This is a genomic window from Micromonospora humi (assembly GCF_900090105.1).
In the GTDB taxonomy this organism is placed as follows: domain Bacteria; phylum Actinomycetota; class Actinomycetes; order Mycobacteriales; family Micromonosporaceae; genus Micromonospora; species Micromonospora humi.
In genome coordinates, this window is sequence record NZ_FMDM01000015.1 from 1 (window position 1) to 16,195 (window position 16,195).

14 protein-coding genes and 2 pseudogenes are annotated in these 16,195 nt (G+C 73.0%); 8 read left to right on the forward strand and 8 right to left on the reverse strand.

The genetic code is table 11. The features are described from left to right. The 3 genes and pseudogenes from GA0070213_RS24705 to GA0070213_RS24715 form a co-directional block, all read right to left on the reverse strand. Positions 1 to 361, reverse strand: a pseudogene (locus GA0070213_RS24705) (hypothetical protein); the annotation flags it as partial. A gap of 456 nt (positions 362 to 817) precedes the next feature. Next, positions 818 to 1,501, reverse strand: coding sequence for a response regulator transcription factor (locus GA0070213_RS24710; RefSeq protein WP_091069660.1), 684 nt, complete (start codon positions 1,499 to 1,501; stop codon positions 818 to 820). A 21-nt stretch (positions 1,502 to 1,522) separates the two neighbouring features. Continuing rightward, entirely contained in the window at positions 1,523 to 2,815 is a 1,293-nt protein-coding gene (locus GA0070213_RS24715; RefSeq protein WP_425412862.1) for a sensor histidine kinase, read from the reverse strand. Between the two features lie 202 nt (positions 2,816 to 3,017). On the opposite strand from GA0070213_RS24715, the gene phoU reads away from it, so the two are divergent. Continuing rightward, complete coding sequence (phoU, locus tag GA0070213_RS24720; protein ID WP_091070064.1) at positions 3,018 to 3,662, forward strand: phosphate signaling complex protein PhoU; 645 nt, start codon at positions 3,018 to 3,020, stop codon at positions 3,660 to 3,662. 96 nt (positions 3,663 to 3,758) lie between these two features. Here the strand turns inward: phoU and GA0070213_RS24725 are convergent, their stop codons facing one another. Further along, entirely contained in the window at positions 3,759 to 4,526 is a 768-nt protein-coding gene (locus GA0070213_RS24725) for a phosphoglyceromutase (protein ID WP_091069663.1), read from the reverse strand. Positions 4,527 to 4,677: 151 nt separating this feature from the next. On the opposite strand from GA0070213_RS24725, the gene GA0070213_RS24730 reads away from it, so the two are divergent. Continuing rightward, positions 4,678 to 6,003: an MDR family MFS transporter gene (locus tag GA0070213_RS24730; RefSeq protein ID WP_091069665.1), complete on the forward strand. Its 1,326-nt coding sequence runs from the start codon at positions 4,678 to 4,680 to the stop codon at positions 6,001 to 6,003. 64 nt (positions 6,004 to 6,067) lie between these two features. After that, the gene (locus tag GA0070213_RS24735) at positions 6,068 to 7,315 is read left to right on the forward strand and encodes an MFS transporter (RefSeq protein ID WP_091069668.1); all 1,248 of its coding nucleotides are present in this window, start codon (positions 6,068 to 6,070) and stop codon (positions 7,313 to 7,315) included. 368 nt (positions 7,316 to 7,683) lie between these two features. Here GA0070213_RS24735 and GA0070213_RS32815 read toward each other — a convergent pair. Next, a pseudogene (locus GA0070213_RS32815) lies at positions 7,684 to 8,043 on the reverse strand (hypothetical protein); the annotation flags it as partial. On the opposite strand from GA0070213_RS32815, the gene GA0070213_RS32820 reads away from it, so the two are divergent. Next, positions 8,003 to 8,770 (forward strand): hypothetical protein, encoded by a 768-nt coding sequence (locus GA0070213_RS32820; protein ID WP_245716539.1) that lies wholly within the window; start codon positions 8,003 to 8,005, stop codon positions 8,768 to 8,770. The pseudogene GA0070213_RS32815 and the gene GA0070213_RS32820 overlap by 41 nt on opposite strands. 82 nt (positions 8,771 to 8,852) lie before the next feature. Here the strand turns inward: GA0070213_RS32820 and GA0070213_RS24745 are convergent, their stop codons facing one another. After that, positions 8,853 to 9,386, reverse strand: a complete 534-nt coding sequence (locus GA0070213_RS24745; RefSeq protein ID WP_091069673.1) for a type III secretion system chaperone family protein — start codon at positions 9,384 to 9,386, stop codon at positions 8,853 to 8,855. A 48-nt stretch (positions 9,387 to 9,434) separates the two neighbouring features. Beyond that, positions 9,435 to 10,796, reverse strand: a complete 1,362-nt coding sequence (gene mshA / locus GA0070213_RS24750; RefSeq protein ID WP_091069676.1) for a D-inositol-3-phosphate glycosyltransferase — start codon at positions 10,794 to 10,796, stop codon at positions 9,435 to 9,437. 172 nt (positions 10,797 to 10,968) lie between these two features. On the opposite strand from mshA, the gene GA0070213_RS24755 reads away from it, so the two are divergent. Together GA0070213_RS24755 and GA0070213_RS24760 are read left to right on the forward strand one after the other, a co-directional pair. Further along, complete coding sequence (locus GA0070213_RS24755) at positions 10,969 to 11,733, forward strand: SDR family NAD(P)-dependent oxidoreductase (RefSeq protein WP_091069677.1); 765 nt, start codon at positions 10,969 to 10,971, stop codon at positions 11,731 to 11,733. Then, positions 11,733 to 12,512, forward strand: a complete 780-nt coding sequence (locus GA0070213_RS24760) for a class I SAM-dependent methyltransferase (protein WP_175441478.1) — start codon at positions 11,733 to 11,735, stop codon at positions 12,510 to 12,512. The genes GA0070213_RS24755 and GA0070213_RS24760 overlap by 1 nt, the downstream gene beginning before the upstream one ends. A 207-nt stretch (positions 12,513 to 12,719) precedes the next feature. Here the strand turns inward: GA0070213_RS24760 and GA0070213_RS24765 are convergent, their stop codons facing one another. Then, positions 12,720 to 13,811, reverse strand: coding sequence for a UDP-N-acetylmuramate dehydrogenase (locus tag GA0070213_RS24765; protein WP_091069679.1), 1,092 nt, complete (start codon positions 13,809 to 13,811; stop codon positions 12,720 to 12,722). A 70-nt stretch (positions 13,812 to 13,881) separates the two neighbouring features. Between GA0070213_RS24765 and GA0070213_RS24770 the strand changes: the two genes are divergently transcribed. Together GA0070213_RS24770 and GA0070213_RS24775 are read left to right on the forward strand one after the other, a co-directional pair. Next, positions 13,882 to 14,637 (forward strand): maleylpyruvate isomerase family mycothiol-dependent enzyme, encoded by a 756-nt coding sequence (locus tag GA0070213_RS24770; RefSeq protein ID WP_091069681.1) that lies wholly within the window; start codon positions 13,882 to 13,884, stop codon positions 14,635 to 14,637. Between the two features lie 179 nt (positions 14,638 to 14,816). Further along, positions 14,817 to 16,127, forward strand: a complete 1,311-nt coding sequence (locus tag GA0070213_RS24775; protein ID WP_091069684.1) for an ABC transporter substrate-binding protein — start codon at positions 14,817 to 14,819, stop codon at positions 16,125 to 16,127. Positions 16,128 to 16,195 lie beyond the last annotated feature (68 nt).

A 16,195-nucleotide genomic window follows, 5' to 3' on the forward strand; every position in this document is an offset into this window, starting at 1 on the left:
TGCCCCAACCGCTGGAGGGGCGCTGCTGGAACAGGCCCAGCGAGTCGTGGTCATTGCGGTCGCCGAGGTGGCCCAGGTTCTCCAGCTTCGACTCCTGCAGGGCGGTGGCGATCGAGACGATCGCGGCGCGCTCGGGCAGGCCGGCCTTCTTCGTCGCGGCGATGATCGCCTTGACGTTGGCGGTCTGCTCGTCGTTGAGCGCGATGGTGGACTGCTCACCCTGCACGCTCGCCACCGCGACGGGCTTGGTGGCGGTGTGGGCGGGGGTGTCGGCGTGCGCGGCGATCGGACCGGCGAACACACCACCGGTGAAGGCCAGACCAGCAACACCGAGAATGCTCTTACGCAGGATCGCGTTCATGGTGAGGGCTCCATTCGGGGGTCGACGCACCCCCGTCGGGGGGACGGGGTGCGGGGGCACCGTCAGGCGCTCAGAAGACTGGGGATCCGGCTGCTCGCGTCGCGGCGCCGGGAGTGGGTGTAACGACCGGGCGGCCACCGTCATTCCCTCGGGGGCCGGGGACGCGGGGCTTGCCTTCCTCGGTCGTTCACCGGGTTACAACGCCCCGCCCCCGCCGACGATTCCGCCGTCAGCGTGCCGCCCACCACCGCCGAACCGGACACCGGGCCCAGTCGGCGCATCCCGTGCCCCGCCCAACCCCGTAACTTCGTCGATCTTGAAGTTGCGGTGCCAAGATATGTCAGATTTCGACCATTATCGGAAGTGCCACAAGTCCAAGATCGATGACGGCCCGGCCAGGAGGGGGCCCCTATGCAGAAAGCGTTAACAAGGGGCCCCTCCTGACGCGCGGGGCGGTCACGGCTCGAACTTGTAGCCCAGGCCTCGCACCGTGACGATGTAGCGCGGCGCGGACGGCTCCGGCTCGATCTTCGAGCGCAGCCGCTTCACGTGCACGTCCAGCGTCTTGGTGTCGCCCACGTAGTCGGCGCCCCAGACCCGGTCGATGAGCTGGCCCCGGGTGAGCACCCGGCCGGCGTTGCGCAGCAGCAGCTCCAGCAGCTCGAACTCCTTGAGCGGGAGCTGGACCCCGGCGCCGTCGACGGTCACCACGTGCCGTTCGATGTCCATCCGGACCGGGCCGGCGGCCAGGGTCGGCGCGCCCGTCTCGTTCGCCTCGCTGGTCTGCCGGCGCAGCACCGCCCGGATCCGGGCGACCAGCTCACGCGGGGAGTACGGCTTCGTCACGTAGTCGTCGGCCCCGATCTCCAGGCCGACCACCTTGTCGATCTCGCTGTCCCGGGCGGTGACCATGATGATCGGGACGTGCGACCGCTGGCGGAGCTGTCGGCACACCTCGGTGCCCGACATCTCCGGCAGCATCAGGTCGAGCAGCACGATGTCCGCGCCGGTCCGGTCGAACTCGGTGAGGGCGGAGGTGCCGGTCGCGGCGACGGAGACCTCGAACCCCTCCTTGCGGAGCATGTAGGACAGGGCGTCGGAGAACGACTCCTCGTCCTCGACCACCAGTACGCGGCTCAACGGGTGTTTCCTTTCCTGTGGTCAGACCTGCCGGAGCTCGGCCGGGCCGGCCTCGATCCCAGCGGAGGCGAGTGTCGCCTCCAGGTCGTCCGGGGGGCGGGCAGGCAGCCGGAGGGTGAACGTCGACCCACCACCAAGAGTGCTCGACACATCCACCCGGCCGCCATGGTTGCTGGCGATGTGTTTGACGATGGCCAGCCCCAGGCCGGTGCCGCCGGTCGAGCGCGAGCGGGCCTGGTCGGCGCGGTAGAAGCGCTCGAAGATCCGGTCGACCTCGTTCGGGGCGATGCCGATGCCCTGGTCGGCCACCGCGATCTCGACGTGCTCGTCGGCGCCCCGCACGGTCACCCGGACCGTGGTGTCCTCGGCCGAGTAGGTGACCGCGTTCTCCACCAGGTTCGCCACCGCGGTGGCGAGTTGACTGTCACTGCCGTACACGGTCAGGCCCCGCTGCCCGCCCACGACGATCTCCACCCGGCGGGCGGTGGCCGCGGTGCGGGTCCGGTCGACCACCTCGGCGAGCACCCAGTCCACGGAGACGGGTTCGGGTGCGGGCTGCGGCTCGGCGCCCTGGAGCCGGGTGAGTTCCAGCAGTTCCTGCACCAGCCGCCCGAGCCGGGTCGACTCGTGCTGGATCCGCTCGGCGAAGCGCCGTGCGGCGACCAGGTCCTCGGACAGGTCGGGCGCGCCGTCACCGGTCGGTTCGGTGGCGTCCACCAGCGCCTCGGCGAGCAGTTGCAGGGCGCCGATCGGGGTCTTCAGCTCGTGGCTGACGTTGGCCACGAAGTCCCGGCGCACCCGGGCCAGGCGGTGCGACTCGGTGACGTCGACCGCCTCGATCGAGACATAGCCGGCACCCAGCCCCATGGCCCGCAGGTGCACGCCGAGCGGGTTGTCACCGGCGCTGTCGCGACCCCGGGGCAGGTCGAGCTCGATCTCGCGACGCACGCCCGTGCGGCGGACCTGACCGGCGAGGGTACGGATCAGCGGGTGCGCCGCGATCGCGCCCGGCGCCGCCCCGGCCCGGAGCAGGCCCATCGCCCGGGCGGCCGGGTTCACCAGCACGGGCACGTCGTCGGAGTCGAGCACCACCACGCCGGCGCGCAACGAGTCGATCGTCTTGCGGCCGAGCCCGGATAGGCCCCCCTGCGCTTCGTCCGGAATCGTCGGCCTCCCTGCGTCACGACGGGAGGTCCCGCCGCCCCGCGACGCCCGGCGGCGCCGCCACTCCCCTACCGGCCCGGACAGCATCGACCCGGCGACCAGTCCGGTCACCAGCGCCACGGCCACCGCGATGGCCACCGCCCATTCCACCCGGCGATCGTAGGGTCATTGTTAACCCAGGGATCGGTCACAAAGGGACGAACCACTCTCGCTTCCGGGAATGTTCACCCACGGGTCCCGCGTCGTTCATCCGCGTTCACCCTGGTGCCGGCCGTCCGGCCTACCGTGGGGCGCGCACCTGCTCACGCCGTACCCCGTACCGGGCAACGGCCACCGACCCCAGGAAGTGACGATGCGCGACGAGTTCCGGGCCGACCTGCAGATTGTCAGCCAACTGCTGGTGGACATGGCCGAGGCGGTGCGCGCGGCCATGCGGCAGGCCACCAGAGGGCTGCTCACCGCCGACCGCGCGGCGGCCGAGACGGTGATCGCGCGGGACGCCGAGATCGACGAGCTGTACAAGCACGTGGAGGAGCGGGTCTGCGACCTGCTGGCCCGGCAGGCACCGGTCGCCTCCGACCTGCGCGCCATGATCACGGCCCTGCACGTCGCCGCCGACCTGGAGCGGATGGGCGACCTGGCCGACCACGTGGCGAAGACGGCGTTGCGCCGGCACCCCTCGCCGGCGGTGCCGGCCGAACTGCGGCCGGTCTTCACCGACATGGCCGGCATCGCCGACCGGATGGCGGAGAAGATCGGCGCGGTGCTGGCCAAGCCCGACGCCGACGTCGCCGCCGAGCTGGACCGGGACGACGACGCGATGGACGACCTGCACAAGAGCCTCTTCGGCGTGCTGCTCGGCGACGACTGGCCGTACGGGGTGGAGACCGCGATCGACGCCACCCTGCTGGGCCGCTTCTACGAGCGTTTCGCCGACCACGCGGTGAATGCCGGCGAGCACGTGGTCTACCTGATCACCGGCGCCCCGTCGGCCTGACCCACCGGGGGGAAGGAGGGGCCCCTTCTTAACAGGGGAGTGTTAAGAAGGGGCCCCTCCTCTACCGGAGGCGTTAAAAAGGGGCCCCGCCTTACATCAGCGGCCCTGGTTGGCGACGGCGGCGGCAGCCGCCTTGGCCGCCTCGGGGTCGAGGTAGGTGCCGCCCAGGACCTGGGGGCGCAGGTCGGCGTCCAGGTCGTAGCGCAGCGGGATGCCGGTCGGGATGTTCAGCTTGGCGATCGCCTCGTCGGAGATCTGGTCGAGGTGCTTGACCAGCGCGCGCAGCGAGTTGCCGTGCGCCGCCACCAGCACCGTCCGGCCGGCCAGGATGTCCGGCACGATCGAGTCGTACCAGTAGGGCAGCATCCGCTCGACGACGTCCTTGAGGCACTCGGTGCGCGGCATCAGCTCGGTCGGCAGCAGCGCGTACCGGGGGTCGCCGACCTGCGACCACTCGTCGTTGTCGTCGATCGGCGGCGGCGGCGTGTCGTACGACCGGCGCCAGAGCATGAACTGCTCCTCGCCGTACTCGTCGAGGGTCTGCTTCTTGTTCTTGCCCTGGAGGGCGCCGTAGTGGCGCTCGTTGAGCCGCCAGGACCGGCGCACCGCGATCCAGTGCCGGTCGGCGGCGTTCAGCGCCAGCTCGGCGGTGCGGATCGCCCGGCGCATCACGCTGGTGTGCACCACGTCCGGCAGCAGGCCGTGCTCGCGGAGCAGCCCGCCGCCGCGCCGCGCCTCGGTCTCGCCCTTGGCGGTCAGGTCGACGTCGACCCAGCCGGTGAAGAGGTTCTTGGCGTTCCAGTCGCTCTCGCCGTGCCGCAGCAGGACCAGCGTCCCGACGGTGGGTCCTTCGCTCGCAGTCATGCGGATCATCCTGCCGTACCGGCCGGGCGGACACGCGGGGACCTGTGGTGACGACCACCACGTGGAAATGCGGATGACCGGCACTCCGACCCGGCACTAGGTTGTAAGGCGTCCGAGATTGATCGGTCATTACCGAACGGGGGGCGTCGGGATGCGGACGGTGCGGGGTTGGCTCCGGGACACGGCGGGCGGGCTGCCGCGTTCCTTCTGGTACCTCTGGACCGGCACGCTGATCAACCGGCTCGGCTCGTTCGTCCTGATCTTCCTCGCCATCTATCTGACCCGGGAACGGGGCTTCTCGGCCGCGCAGGCCGGCCTGGTGATCGGGCTCTGGGGGGTCGGCGGCGCGGTCGGCACCACGGTCGGCGGCACCCTCACCGACCGCTGGGGCCGGCGACCCACGCTGCTCACCGCGCACCTCGGCGCGGCCACCATGATGGTCGCGCTCGGCCTGGCCCGGCCGCTCTGGGCGGTGGCGGCGGGCGCGCTGCTGCTCGGCATGTTCGCCGAGGCGGCCCGCCCGGCCTTCGGCGCGATGATGATCGACGTGGTGCCGGAGAAGGACCGGCTCCGCGCGTTCTCGCTCAACTACTGGGCGATCAACCTCGGCTTCGCCTGCGCCGCCGTGCTGGCCGGCCTCGCCGCCGAGGCCGGCTACCTGCTGCTGTTCCTGGTGGACGCGGCCACCACGCTGGTCACCGCGCTGATCATCTTCACCCGGGTCCGGGAGACCCTGAACCGGCCGGCCGCACCGGCCGACAAGGGCGCGGCGGCACCGGCCGGAGCGCTGCGCACCATCCTGCGCGACCGGGTGTTCCTCGGCTTCGTGGCGCTCAACCTGTTCGCCGCGCTGGTCTTCCTCCAGCACATCTCGATGCTGCCGATCGCCATGGTCGACTCCGGGCTCAGCCCGGCCACCTACGGCTCGGTGATCGCGCTCAACGGCGTGCTCATCGTGATCGGGCAGCTCTTCGTACCCCGGCTCATCCGTGGCCGGAGCCGGTCGCACGTGCTGGCGCTCGCCGCGCTGATCATGGGGGTCGGGTTCGGCCTCACCGCGTTCGCCGACACGATCTGGCTCTACGGCCTCACCGTGCTGATCTGGACGGTCGGCGAGATGCTCAACTCGCCCTCCAACGCCACCCTGATCGCCGAGTTGTCGCCGGCCGCACTGCGCGGCCGCTACCAGGGCGTGTTCTCGCTGTCCTGGCAGCTCGCCGGCGCCTCCGCGCCGATCCTCGGCGGCCTGCTCCGCGAGCACGGCGGCAACACCGAGCTGTGGCTGGCCTGCGCGGGGATCGGCGCCGTGACGGCGGTGGCGCACCTGGTCTCCGGCCCGGCCCGGGAGCGGCGCGCCACCCAGCTCCGCGCCGCCGGCGCCCCGATCGCGCCGGTCACCCTGGCCCGCACCCCGGCGCCCGAGGCGGCCGAGGCCGCGGCCGCGTCACCCGCCGAGCAGGTCCGGGTCGGTTCCTGAGTACGCCGACCGGCTGGGTACGGTACCGGGGGCCTATCGGTAAGGAAACCTTCCTGGAGGACGGGTGCGCGGCCTGCGGCGCTGGTGGGACGACACGGCCGGCGGACTGCCCGCCACCTTCTGGTACCTCTGGTCGGGGCTGCTGGTCAACCGGGCCGGCGCGTTCGCGCTGCTGTTCCTGTCGCTCTACCTGACCTCCGCGCGGGGCGCCTCGCCGTCGCTGGCCGGCCTGGTCGTCGGCGCGTACGGGATCGGCGGTGCCGGTGGCACGCTGCTCGGCGGCGTGCTCGCCGACCGGTGGGGCCGGCGGTCCACGTTGCTCGCCGCCCACCTCGCGGCGGCCGGGCTGATGGCGGCGCTGGCGTTCAGCCGACACCTCGCGGTGATCGCCGCGCTGGCGGCGCTGGTCGGGGTGGCGCACTCGATGCCCGGCCCGGCGTTCGTGGCGGCCATCGTGGACGTGGTGCCGGAGGCCCGCCGGTCCCGCGCGTTCAACCTCCAGTTCTGGGCGTTCAACCTGGGCATGGCCGTCGCCTCGCTACTGGCCGGGGTGCTCGCCGAGGCCAGCTTCCTGGCGCTGTTCCTGGTCGACGCCGGGGCCACCCTGACCGCGGCCGTGGTCATCGCGCTCAAGGTGCCGGAGACGCTCGACCGCCGGGCGGTGACCCCACGGGCGGTGCTGGGCCGGCGGCCCGGGCTGCACACGGCGCTGACCGATCGCACCTTCCTCGCCTTCGTCGGGCTGACCTTCCTGCTCGCCGTGCTGACCATGCAGACGTCGACGATCATGCCGCTGGCGATGCGCGCGGACGGCCTGCGCCCGACCGCGTACGGGCTGGTGGTGGCGCTCGGCGGGGCACTGATCGTGGCCGGGCAGCTCTTCGTGCCGAAGCTGATCGAGCCGTACCGGAAGTCGACGGTGCTGGCCGTCTCCACCGGGCTGATGGCGCTCGGGTTCGGCACGCTGACCGTCGCCGACGGGTTGCCGCTCTATCTCGGCGCGGCGGTGGTCTGGACGGTCGGGCAGATGCTCGCCGCCCCGCCGAACGCCCAGATCAACGCGGATCTGGCCCCGCCGGAACTGCGGGCCCGCTACCAGTCGGTGTTCTACCTGACGTTCCCGGCGGCGTCCTTCGTGGCGCCCGCGCTCGGCGGGCTCAGTCTGGAGCACCTCGGCGAGCGGCACTGGCTGGTGGTGGGTGGGCTGGGCCTGTGCGCCGCGGCCGGGCACCTGCTCGCCGGCGGGCCACGGGAACGCCGGGTCGCCGCGTTGCGGGCCGCGGCCCGGCGGCCGGAGGAGGTCCGCCGGTGAGAACGGCAGAGCGCCCACCTCGACCCCCGTCGAGATGGGCGCTCGTACCGTACGCCCGGCGGCGGCGGGCGACACTCACCCCCGTAAGCGTCGCCCGCTCGCGCCGCCGGTTACCACGGGCGGCACCGTCCCCCAACGGTGTGCTCCACCCGATCCTCGCGTCTCGCTTGCGCGGATCTGATCGATCCGCCGCTCCCCCGAACGTAAACAAGCGTGACGCGGTGCAATAAAGTTAGTTCGCCCGGATTCCGGATTCAACCCAGATCGCTGTCTTACCCGTCACAGCATCCGTGTCGGGAATCCGGCTGTCCCTGCTGCGGTCTCCGCGATGGCCAACGTCGGGTTCCCGGCGACCATTCCCGTAAACCTCAGCCGTCCTCGCGATTCGGGTTCTCGGTCCGGAAGAAGTTGCTCTGCCGGCCGTCGCGCAGCTGCTCCTGGTAGATCAGGTTCAGCCGACGCGAGTCGAACGTGCGGAACCAGTCGTCCCAGGTGACCTCGCGGATCCGGCTGCTCTCCCGGTAACCCGGCATGTTGAAGGTCAGCACCCCGGGCCGGTCGCCCCGCTCGGTGCCGGCGATGGTGGCCGGCTTCGCGCCCCGGGCCCGGGCCCAGCGCTGGATCACCTCGTGGTTGCGGGTCACCAGACTGCGACCCGGACGCTCCGGGCGATCCGCGAGTGACGTGATGAGCTGGGACGACCCGATGGACCGGCTGGACGCGGGCCCGCGCGTCGGCGCCGCCTGCGCGCGAGCGGACGCCCTGCTCGGTGCCGCCGTCGCCGTCGCCCGCACGGCCTTGGCGCGAGCCGGTGCCGCCTTCGCCCGAGCCGATGTGGCCTTCGCCCGCGCAGGCGCCGCCTTCGCCCGAGCCGGAGCGGCCTTCGCCCGCGCGGGTGCGCTCCTCGCGCGCGCGGGCGAAGCCTTGGCGCGAGTGGCCTTCGCCCGTGCGGGCGCCGCCTTGGCGCGAGCCGGGGCGGCCTTCGCCCGCGCCGGGATCGCCCTGGCCCGCGACGACGTGGCCTTCGCCCGCGCGGGGGCCGCCTTGCGCGTACCCGTCGCCTTGGCCCTGGCCCCGGTGGCCCGCGCGGCCGGCGCGGACTTGGCCGGCGGCGACGCGGCCCGCTTCGCCGCGGTGCTCTTCCGCGCCGCCGTGGTCTTCTTCGCGGCGGTGGACCGGCGGGTGGCGGACGGCCGGCCGGCCGGGCCGGTGCTCCGCCGCGCCGCGCCGCCGCGCCCCTCCGCGCGCATGGTGCGCGCGAGCGTCTTCACCAGCTCCGGCTTCCGCAGCGCGGAGGTCCCGGAGACCCCGCGCCGGCGGAGCTGGCCCCGGATGTCGTCGACCTTCATCCGGGAGATCTGGGACTCCGACACCGTCGGGGTGTTCGGGGTCTGGTTACCGGTTTGCCGCTTCGTCCGGGTCGCAGTCGTGCCGCGACCTGAGCTGTTGCGCTGAGCCATGGGACACGCTCCTCGACAGTCCGTCCTCGGCCCGCGGTGGGTCCCAGTGCTCCGCACCGCGCGGTGCGGCATACCCGTCAGGAGGGCTCCGAACCTCCGGCGGTCGAGCCGGCCGGCGCCGAGGGCTCGAAGAGGTGCGCGAACGCGGCCAGGTTGGCGGTCGACTCGCCCCGCTTCACCCGCCACTCCCACTCCCGCCGGATCGCGGTGCCGAAGCCGATCTCCAGCATGCTGTCGAACGACTCGTCGGCGTAGGTGAGCACGGAACCGAAGAGGCGGTCCAACTCGTCGGCGTCGAGCCCGGCCAGGTTGACCCGGCCGGTCAGGTAGACGTCGCCGGCCGCGTCGATGGAGAACGAGACGCCGTACATCCGCGCGTTGCGTTGGAGCAGCCAGGTCCACAGCTCCTCGCGACGCTCGTCAGGCTGGCGCATCACGAACGCCTCGATCCGCAACGCGTGCTCCCCGACGATCAGGTTGCAGATCGTCTTGAGCTTGTGCGTGCCCGGCAGGGTCACCGCGTACGACGCCTCGCCGGTGGACTCCCACTGAAGCTCGCGCTCCGCGCAGACGGCCTCGATCAGCGCGGCGACCTCACTCGTACGGCTCATCGCACCCACTCTACGGTCGCCCCACGCGGGCTGCCGGGCGGCGGTGTGTCACCAGGAACAGGCGAGCGCCGGGTCGCCGAGCCGGCCGGCCAGCCGGGCCCGATGCTCGGTGATCGCGTTGCCGTAGACCGCCAGCAGCCCGGACACGGTCCGGTGCCAGGAGAAGTCGCGGGCGTGCCGCTCGGCGCCGACGGCCAGGGCGGCCCGACGCCTCCGCTCGGGAAGCAGGCCGGCCAGTGCCCGGGCCCAGTCGACCGGGTCGTGCCCGTCGATGAGCATCCCGCTGACGCCGTCGCGGACGGCGGTGACCAGGCCGCCCACGGCGGCAGCCAGCACCGGCGTGCCGCAGGCCTGCGCCTCCAGCGCGACCAGCCCGAACGACTCGTTGTGCGAGGGCACGGCGACCAGGTCGGCGGCGCGGTAGAGGGCGGGCAGGTCCGCGCCGGTCTGCGGCGGGAGGAAGCGGATCCGGTCGGCCACGCCGAGCGAGTGGGCCAGTTCCATCAGCGCGGTGGGCCGGTCCAGCCCGCTGCCGCTCGGGCCGCCGCAGATCACCACGGTCAACTCGTCGGCGAGCGCGGGGTCCTGTTGCCGCAGCGCGGCGACGGCGCGGACCAGCACGTCCGGGGCCTTGAGCGGCTGGATCCGGCCGACGAACGCGACCACGTAGCCGCGCGCCGGCAGGCCGAGGCGGCGACGGGCGGCGCGCATCGCCGACTCCCGGTCACCGCGCGCGGGGCGGAACCGGTCCAGGTCCACGCCGGGCTCCACCACGGCGACCCGGCCGGGGTCGGCCGCGTACCGGTCGAGCAGGTCGCGGGCCTCCACCCGGGTGTTGGCGACCAGCCGGTCGGCCTCGGCGACCACCTGCTCCTCGCCGATCACCCGGGCCTTCGGCTCGGGCCGGTCGCCGGCGGCGAGCCGGGCGTTCTTGACCTTGGCCAGGGTGTGCGCGGTGTGCACCAGCGGCACGCCCCAGCGCTCCTTGGCCAGCCAGCCGACCTGGCCGGAGAGCCAGTAGTGCGAGTGGATCAGGTCGTAGTGGCCGGGCGGGCGGGCCGCCTCGGCGCGCAGCACGCCGGCGGTGAAGGCGCAGAGCTGACCGGGCAGCTCCTCCTTCGTCAGGCCCTCCAGCGGGCCGGCCGTGACGTGCCGGACGGTCACCCCGGGCGCCATCTCGACCACCGGGGGCAGGTCACCGGAGGTGGCCCGGGTGAAGATCTCCACCTCGACGTCGGCCTCGGCCAGTCGCCGGGCGACCTCCAGGATGTAGACGTTCATGCCACCCGCGTCGCCGGTGCCGGGCTGGTGCAGCGGCGAGGTGTGCACCGAGAGGGTGGCGATACGGCGCGGCCGGGGCCACGGCAGGGCACCTCGCTGACGACCGACACCGGTGTGCACATCCGCCACGTCCGCTCCCTCTGTCACGGTTGATGCCGTCCCGCACGACCGGCGCCTCTCGGGTCAACCCGCACGCCGGGTGTCATCTTCCCCATCGGGGTTCGGAAATGCCTGCGGCGGGTTCCCCGGCGTGACGGACCTCATCGCGGCGGGACGCGGGACGGCGGGGCAGAATGTCCGGATGACCTCAGTCGCCATCGTCACCGGAGCGTCCAGCGGGATCGGCGCGGCCACCGCCCGCCGGCTGGCCGCCGAGGGTTTCCACGTGCTCGCCGCGGCGCGGCGTACCGACCGGTTGGCCGCGCTGGTCGCCGAGATCGAGGCGGCCGGCGGCGCGGCCACCGCAGTGGCCTGCGACGTGACCTCGGAGGAGTCGGTCGCCGCCCTGGCCGCCGCGGCGGACGCCGCGCCCGGCCCGGTCACCCTGCTGGTGAACAACGCCGGCGGCGCGCGCGGCCTGGACCCCGTCGAGTCGGCCGACGTCGGCGACTGGCAGTGGATGTACGACGTCAACGTGCTCGGCACGCTGCGGGTCACCAAGGCGCTGCTGCCCGCGCTGGAGCGTTCCGGGGCCGGCACCGTGGTGATCGTCAGCTCGACCGCCGGGCACGTCGTCTACGAGGGCGGCGGTGGTTACACGGCGGCCAAGCACGCGCAGACCGCGATCGCCGGCACGCTCCGCCTGGAGCTGTCCGGCCGGCCGGTCCGGGTGGTCGAGATCGACCCGGGCATGGTGAAGACCGAGGAGTTCGGGCTGGTCCGCTTCGGCGGCGACGCGGACCGGGCCGAGGCGGTCTACGCCGGGGTGGCCGAACCGCTGGTCGCCGACGACGTGGCCGACTGCGTCGCCTGGTGCGCCACCCGCCCGCACCACGTCAACGTGGACCAGCTCGTGGTCCGGCCGCTGGCCCAGGCCGCCCAGCACAAGGTGCACCGGCAGAGCTGATGAAGCCCCAGGGCGTCGTCACCCGCGGCACGACGAACCCCAACCGGCTCCGGCGGGTGGACAACTGGATCGTCACGGCCTGCGGCGGCGCGCTGCGCGCCGCCGCCGACCCGCTCGTGGTGGACCTGGGTTACGGCGCCAGCCCGGTCACCCCGGTCGAGCTGCGGAGCCGGCTCGTGGCCGGGGTCCGCGCCGACGTGCGGGTGGTCGGGCTGGAGATCGATCCGGTACGCGTGGCCGCCGCCCAGCCGGCCGCCGACCCGCCCGGGTTGACGTTCGCCCGGGGCGGCTTCGAGCTGGCCGGGCTGCGTCCCGCCCTGGTCCGGGCGTGCAACGTGCTGCGCCAGTACGACGAGGGCGAGGTCGCCGACGCCTGGCGCACCATCACCGGCCGGCTGGCGCCCGGCGGACTGCTGGTCGAGGGCACCTGCGACGAGCTGGGTCGGCTCGGCGCCTGGGTGCTGGTGGACGCCGCCGGCCCGCGCACGCTCACCCTGGCCGCGAAGCTGACCACGCTGGAGAGCCCGGCCGCGCTCGCCGAGCGGCTGCCGAAGGCGCTGATCCACCGCAACGTCCCCGGTGAGCGCGTGCACGAGCTGCTCGACGCGCTGGCGCACGCCTGGCGCTCCGCCGCCGGCTACGCCCCGTTCGGCCCCCGCCAGCGCTGGCTGCACGCGGTGACGGCGCTCAAGGAGTCGGGCTGGCCGGTCCTCGACCGCCCGAGCGCCTGGCGCCACGGCTACCTGACCCTCCCCTGGCCCGCCGTAGCCCCCACCTGACCCCCGCCCTGCCCCGGCCCGGCCCACCCCGCCCAGCCCCGGCCCGGCCCACCCCGCCCAGCCCCGGCCCGGCCCGCCCCGGCCCGCCCCGGCCCGGCGATCTTGCAGTTGCGGCCCCTGACATGCGGCATTGGCGAGGATTGTCGGGGCCGAAAGTGCAAGATCGACGCGTTGCGGGGGCGGGGGCGGGGTGGGGTGGGGTGGGGGTCAGATGGTGCAGTTGACCAGGACGGGTTCGGGGTGGAGGGGAACGCCGAAGCGGGCGTGCACGCCGTCGCGGATCTCCCGGGCCAGGGTCACCAGGGCGGCGGTGCTGGCGGTGCCGGACCGGTTGGTGAGCGCGAGCGTGTGCTTGGTGGAGATGGCCACGCCCTCCGGGCCGGCGTAGCCCTTGCCGAAGCCGGCCTTGTCGATCAGCCAGGCCGCGCTGACCTTCACCACGTCGCCGGCGCCCGGCCAGTGCGGCGGCTCGCCGAGGTCGGCGGCGCGCTCCCGGAGCAGCTCGTACGCCTCGCGGTCGAGCACCGGGTTGGTGAAGAACGAGCCCACCGACCAGGTGTCCGGGTCGGCCGCGTCGAGCACCATGCCCTTGCCGGCGCGCAGCTTGCGCACGGTGGCCCGGGCGTCGGCGAGCGGCACCCGGTCACCGACCTCGACGCCGAGCGCGCGGGCCAGTTCGGCGTAGCGGACCGGGCCGGAGAGCGGCGAGCGGGTGAGCCGGAAGTCGACCGAGAGCACCACCCAGCGGTCGCTGTACTTGAAGACGCTGCCCCGGTAGGCGAACCCGCAGTCCGCGGCCGGGATCCGGACCACCTCGCGGTGCGTGCGGTCGTACGCCTCGACCGCGACGATCGTCTCGGCGACCTCCTGGCCGTACGCGCCGACGTTCTGGATCGGCGTCGCGCCGGCCGAGCCGGGGATGCCGGAGAGACATTCCAGCCCCGCCCAGCCGCGTTCGACGGTGGCGGCGACCAGCTCGTCCCACGGCTCGCCGGCGGCCACCCGTACCGTCAGGGTGTCGCCGTCGGTGGCGACGACCTCGAAGCCCCGCGAGCGGACGAGCACGACGGTGCCCGGGAAGCCCTGGTCACCGATCACCACGTTGCTGCCGCCGGCCAGCACCAGCACGGCCTGTTCGCGGGCCTCCGCCTCCTGCACCTTGCGGACGATCCCGGCGGCGTCGTCGGCGATCTCCAGCCGGCCGGCCGGGCCGCCGAGGCGTAGGGTGGTGTAGCGCGCCAGGGTGCCCGGGTCGGTCGGTCCGGTGGCGGTCGTCGGTTCGGCGTAGACGTCTGACACGCCTTTCACCCTAGGCTGAGGGCTAGCCGCGGCACCCACTGGTGGCCCGGTCACCCCCGGGAGGATGGCGATGAGCAGACTGCACCACACGAAGGACTTCTGGATCGGCGCGTTGCGGACGGAGGGTCCGGCGTTCGCCGCGGCCGTGACGGAGGCGCCTCCGGAGACACCGGTGCTGTCCTGTCCCGGCTGGACGGTCACCGACCTGGCCCATCACCTGACCCGGACCTACGTCTGGGTGGGCACCGTGCTGACCGCCGGCGCCACCACCCGCCCGGAGCGGCACGACCCGGAGCCGCCGGCCGGTCTCACCCCGGCCCAGTGGTACGCGCAGGAGTACGAGCGGCTCACCGCGCTCCTGGACGGCCTGGACCCGGAGACGCCGGCCTGGAACTTCGCCCCGCAGCCGAAGAAGGCCGGTTTCTGGCCGCGCCGGGTGGCGCACGAGACCGCGGTGCACCGCTGGGACGCTCAGCTCGCCATCGGCGCGGGCGACCCGATCGAGTCCAAGCTCGCGGCCGACGGGGTGAGCGAGGTGCTGGACACCTGGCTGCCCGCGGGCCGGCGGGTCAACTCCGGCCCGTGGCACGGGGTGGTCCAGTTGACCGCGACCGACGCCGCCCAGGAGTGGTATCTGCGGCTGCGGGGCGAGGGGGTGGCGTTGCTGGACACCGCGACGATCCTGGACCACGACGACCACCGGGCCCGGGCGCAGGTGACCGGTACGGCCAGCGACCTGCTGCTGTCGTTGATGGGCCGGATCAGCTTCGACGCGCTGGGTGTGGCCGGTGACCGGAGCCTGCTGAACGGGCTGCGGGTGGGCTGACACAGCACCCGATACCGGGCGGAGAGGGGCGTTGATCGCCCCTCTCCGCTTTTTTCGGACGCTCTGAGAGCGCTCTCTTGACACGGTCCCGGGCCACCCAGCAGGCTGTCGAGAGAGCGCTCTCTAAGTACCGGAACCGCCTTCCACCACCCGTTACGACCCCGAGAGGTCAGGACAGCATGCTCACCTTCACGCGCCGTCGACTCGCGGCGGTGGCCCTGGTCGCCGCCACCGCACTGCTCGGCACCACCGGCTGCGGCGGCGGCGACGACGAGGCCGCCGCCGACGGGCCGGTCACGCTCACCGTCGACGTCTTCGGTCAGTTCGGTTACGCGGATCTCTACCAGGAGTACATGGCCAGCCACCCCGGCGTGAAGATCGTCGAGCGGGGCACCGGCAGCAACCTCGACGAGTACTCGCCGAAGCTCACCCAGTGGCTCGCCGCCGGCAAGGGCGCCGGCGACGTGGTCGCCATCGAGGAGGGGCTGCTGGTCGAGTACAAGGCCAACCCGCAGAACTTCGTCAACCTGCTCGACCACGGCGCGGCCGACCTCAAGGGCAACTTCCTCGACTGGAAGTGGAACCAGGGCCTCACCGCCGACGGCAAGCAGCTCATCGGCCTCGGCACCGATGTCGGTGGCATGGCGATGTGCTACCGCAAGGACCTGTTCGCCAAGGCCGGCCTGCCCACCGACCGGGAGGCCGTGTCCAAGCTCTGGCCCACCTGGACCGACTACGTCAAGGTCGGCGAGCAGTTCACCGCGAAGAAGACCGGCGCCGCGTTCCTGGACGCCGCGACCAACACGTTCAACACCATCCTGCTCCAGACCGCCGGCAACACCAGCGGCTACAGCTACTACGACACCGACAACAACCTGGTCGTGGGCAGCAACCCGGCGGTACGGCAGGCGTACGACACCACCATGGACATCATCGACTCCGGCCTCTCCGGCAAGTACGGCTCCTGGTCCGAGGAGTGGGTCTCCGCGTTCAAGCAGTCGAAGTTCGCGACCATCGCCTGCCCGGCCTGGATGACCGGGGTGATCGAGGGCAACGCCGGCCCCGGCGCCAAGGGCAAGTGGGACATCGCCCAGATCCCCGGCGACGGCGGAAACTGGGGCGGCTCCTTCCTCGCCGTGCCGAAGCAGAGCAAGCACCAGGCCGAGGCGATCGAGCTGGCCAAGTTCCTGACCAGTGCCAAGGGCCAGATCGGCGCGTTCAAGCTCAAGGGCCCGCTGCCCTCGTCCCCGCAGGCGCTGGCCGACCCGGCGATCGTCGACTCGAAGAACGCCTACTTCTCCGAGGCCCCGGTCGGCAAGATCTTCGCCGAGGGCGCCAAGAACCTGAAGCCGGTCTACATGGGCCCGAAGAACCAGGCCGTCCGCACCGAGGTGGAGAACGCCGTACGCACCGTGGAGCTGGGCAAGCGCTCCCCGCAGCAGGGCTGGACCGACGCGGTGTCCAACGCCGAGAAGGCCGCCGCCAAGTAACCCGAGCAGCGCGTGCGGGCGGGCCCGGCGACGGGCGCCGCCCGCACGGCGGAAAGGAGTTCTCAGGT

Bases quoted from the DNA above. Each gene is read 5' to 3' on its own strand.
- phoU (WP_091070064.1), top strand. From the start codon at position 3,018: ATGCGCGACGAGTTCCGGGCCGACCTGCAGATTGTCAGCCAACTGCTG.
- GA0070213_RS24725 (WP_091069663.1), bottom strand. From the start codon at position 4,526: ATGACTGCGAGCGAAGGACCCACCGTCGGGACGCTGGTCCTGCTGCGG.
- GA0070213_RS24730 (WP_091069665.1), top strand. From the start codon at position 4,678: ATGCGGACGGTGCGGGGTTGGCTCCGGGACACGGCGGGCGGGCTGCCG.
- GA0070213_RS32820 (WP_245716539.1), top strand. From the start codon at position 8,003: ATGAGCTGGGACGACCCGATGGACCGGCTGGACGCGGGCCCGCGCGTC.
- GA0070213_RS24745 (WP_091069673.1), bottom strand. From the start codon at position 9,386: ATGAGCCGTACGAGTGAGGTCGCCGCGCTGATCGAGGCCGTCTGCGCG.
- GA0070213_RS24755 (WP_091069677.1), top strand. From the start codon at position 10,969: ATGACCTCAGTCGCCATCGTCACCGGAGCGTCCAGCGGGATCGGCGCG.
- GA0070213_RS24760 (WP_175441478.1), top strand. From the start codon at position 11,733: ATGAAGCCCCAGGGCGTCGTCACCCGCGGCACGACGAACCCCAACCGG.
- GA0070213_RS24770 (WP_091069681.1), top strand. From the start codon at position 13,882: ATGAGCAGACTGCACCACACGAAGGACTTCTGGATCGGCGCGTTGCGG.
- GA0070213_RS24775 (WP_091069684.1), top strand. From the start codon at position 14,817: ATGCTCACCTTCACGCGCCGTCGACTCGCGGCGGTGGCCCTGGTCGCC.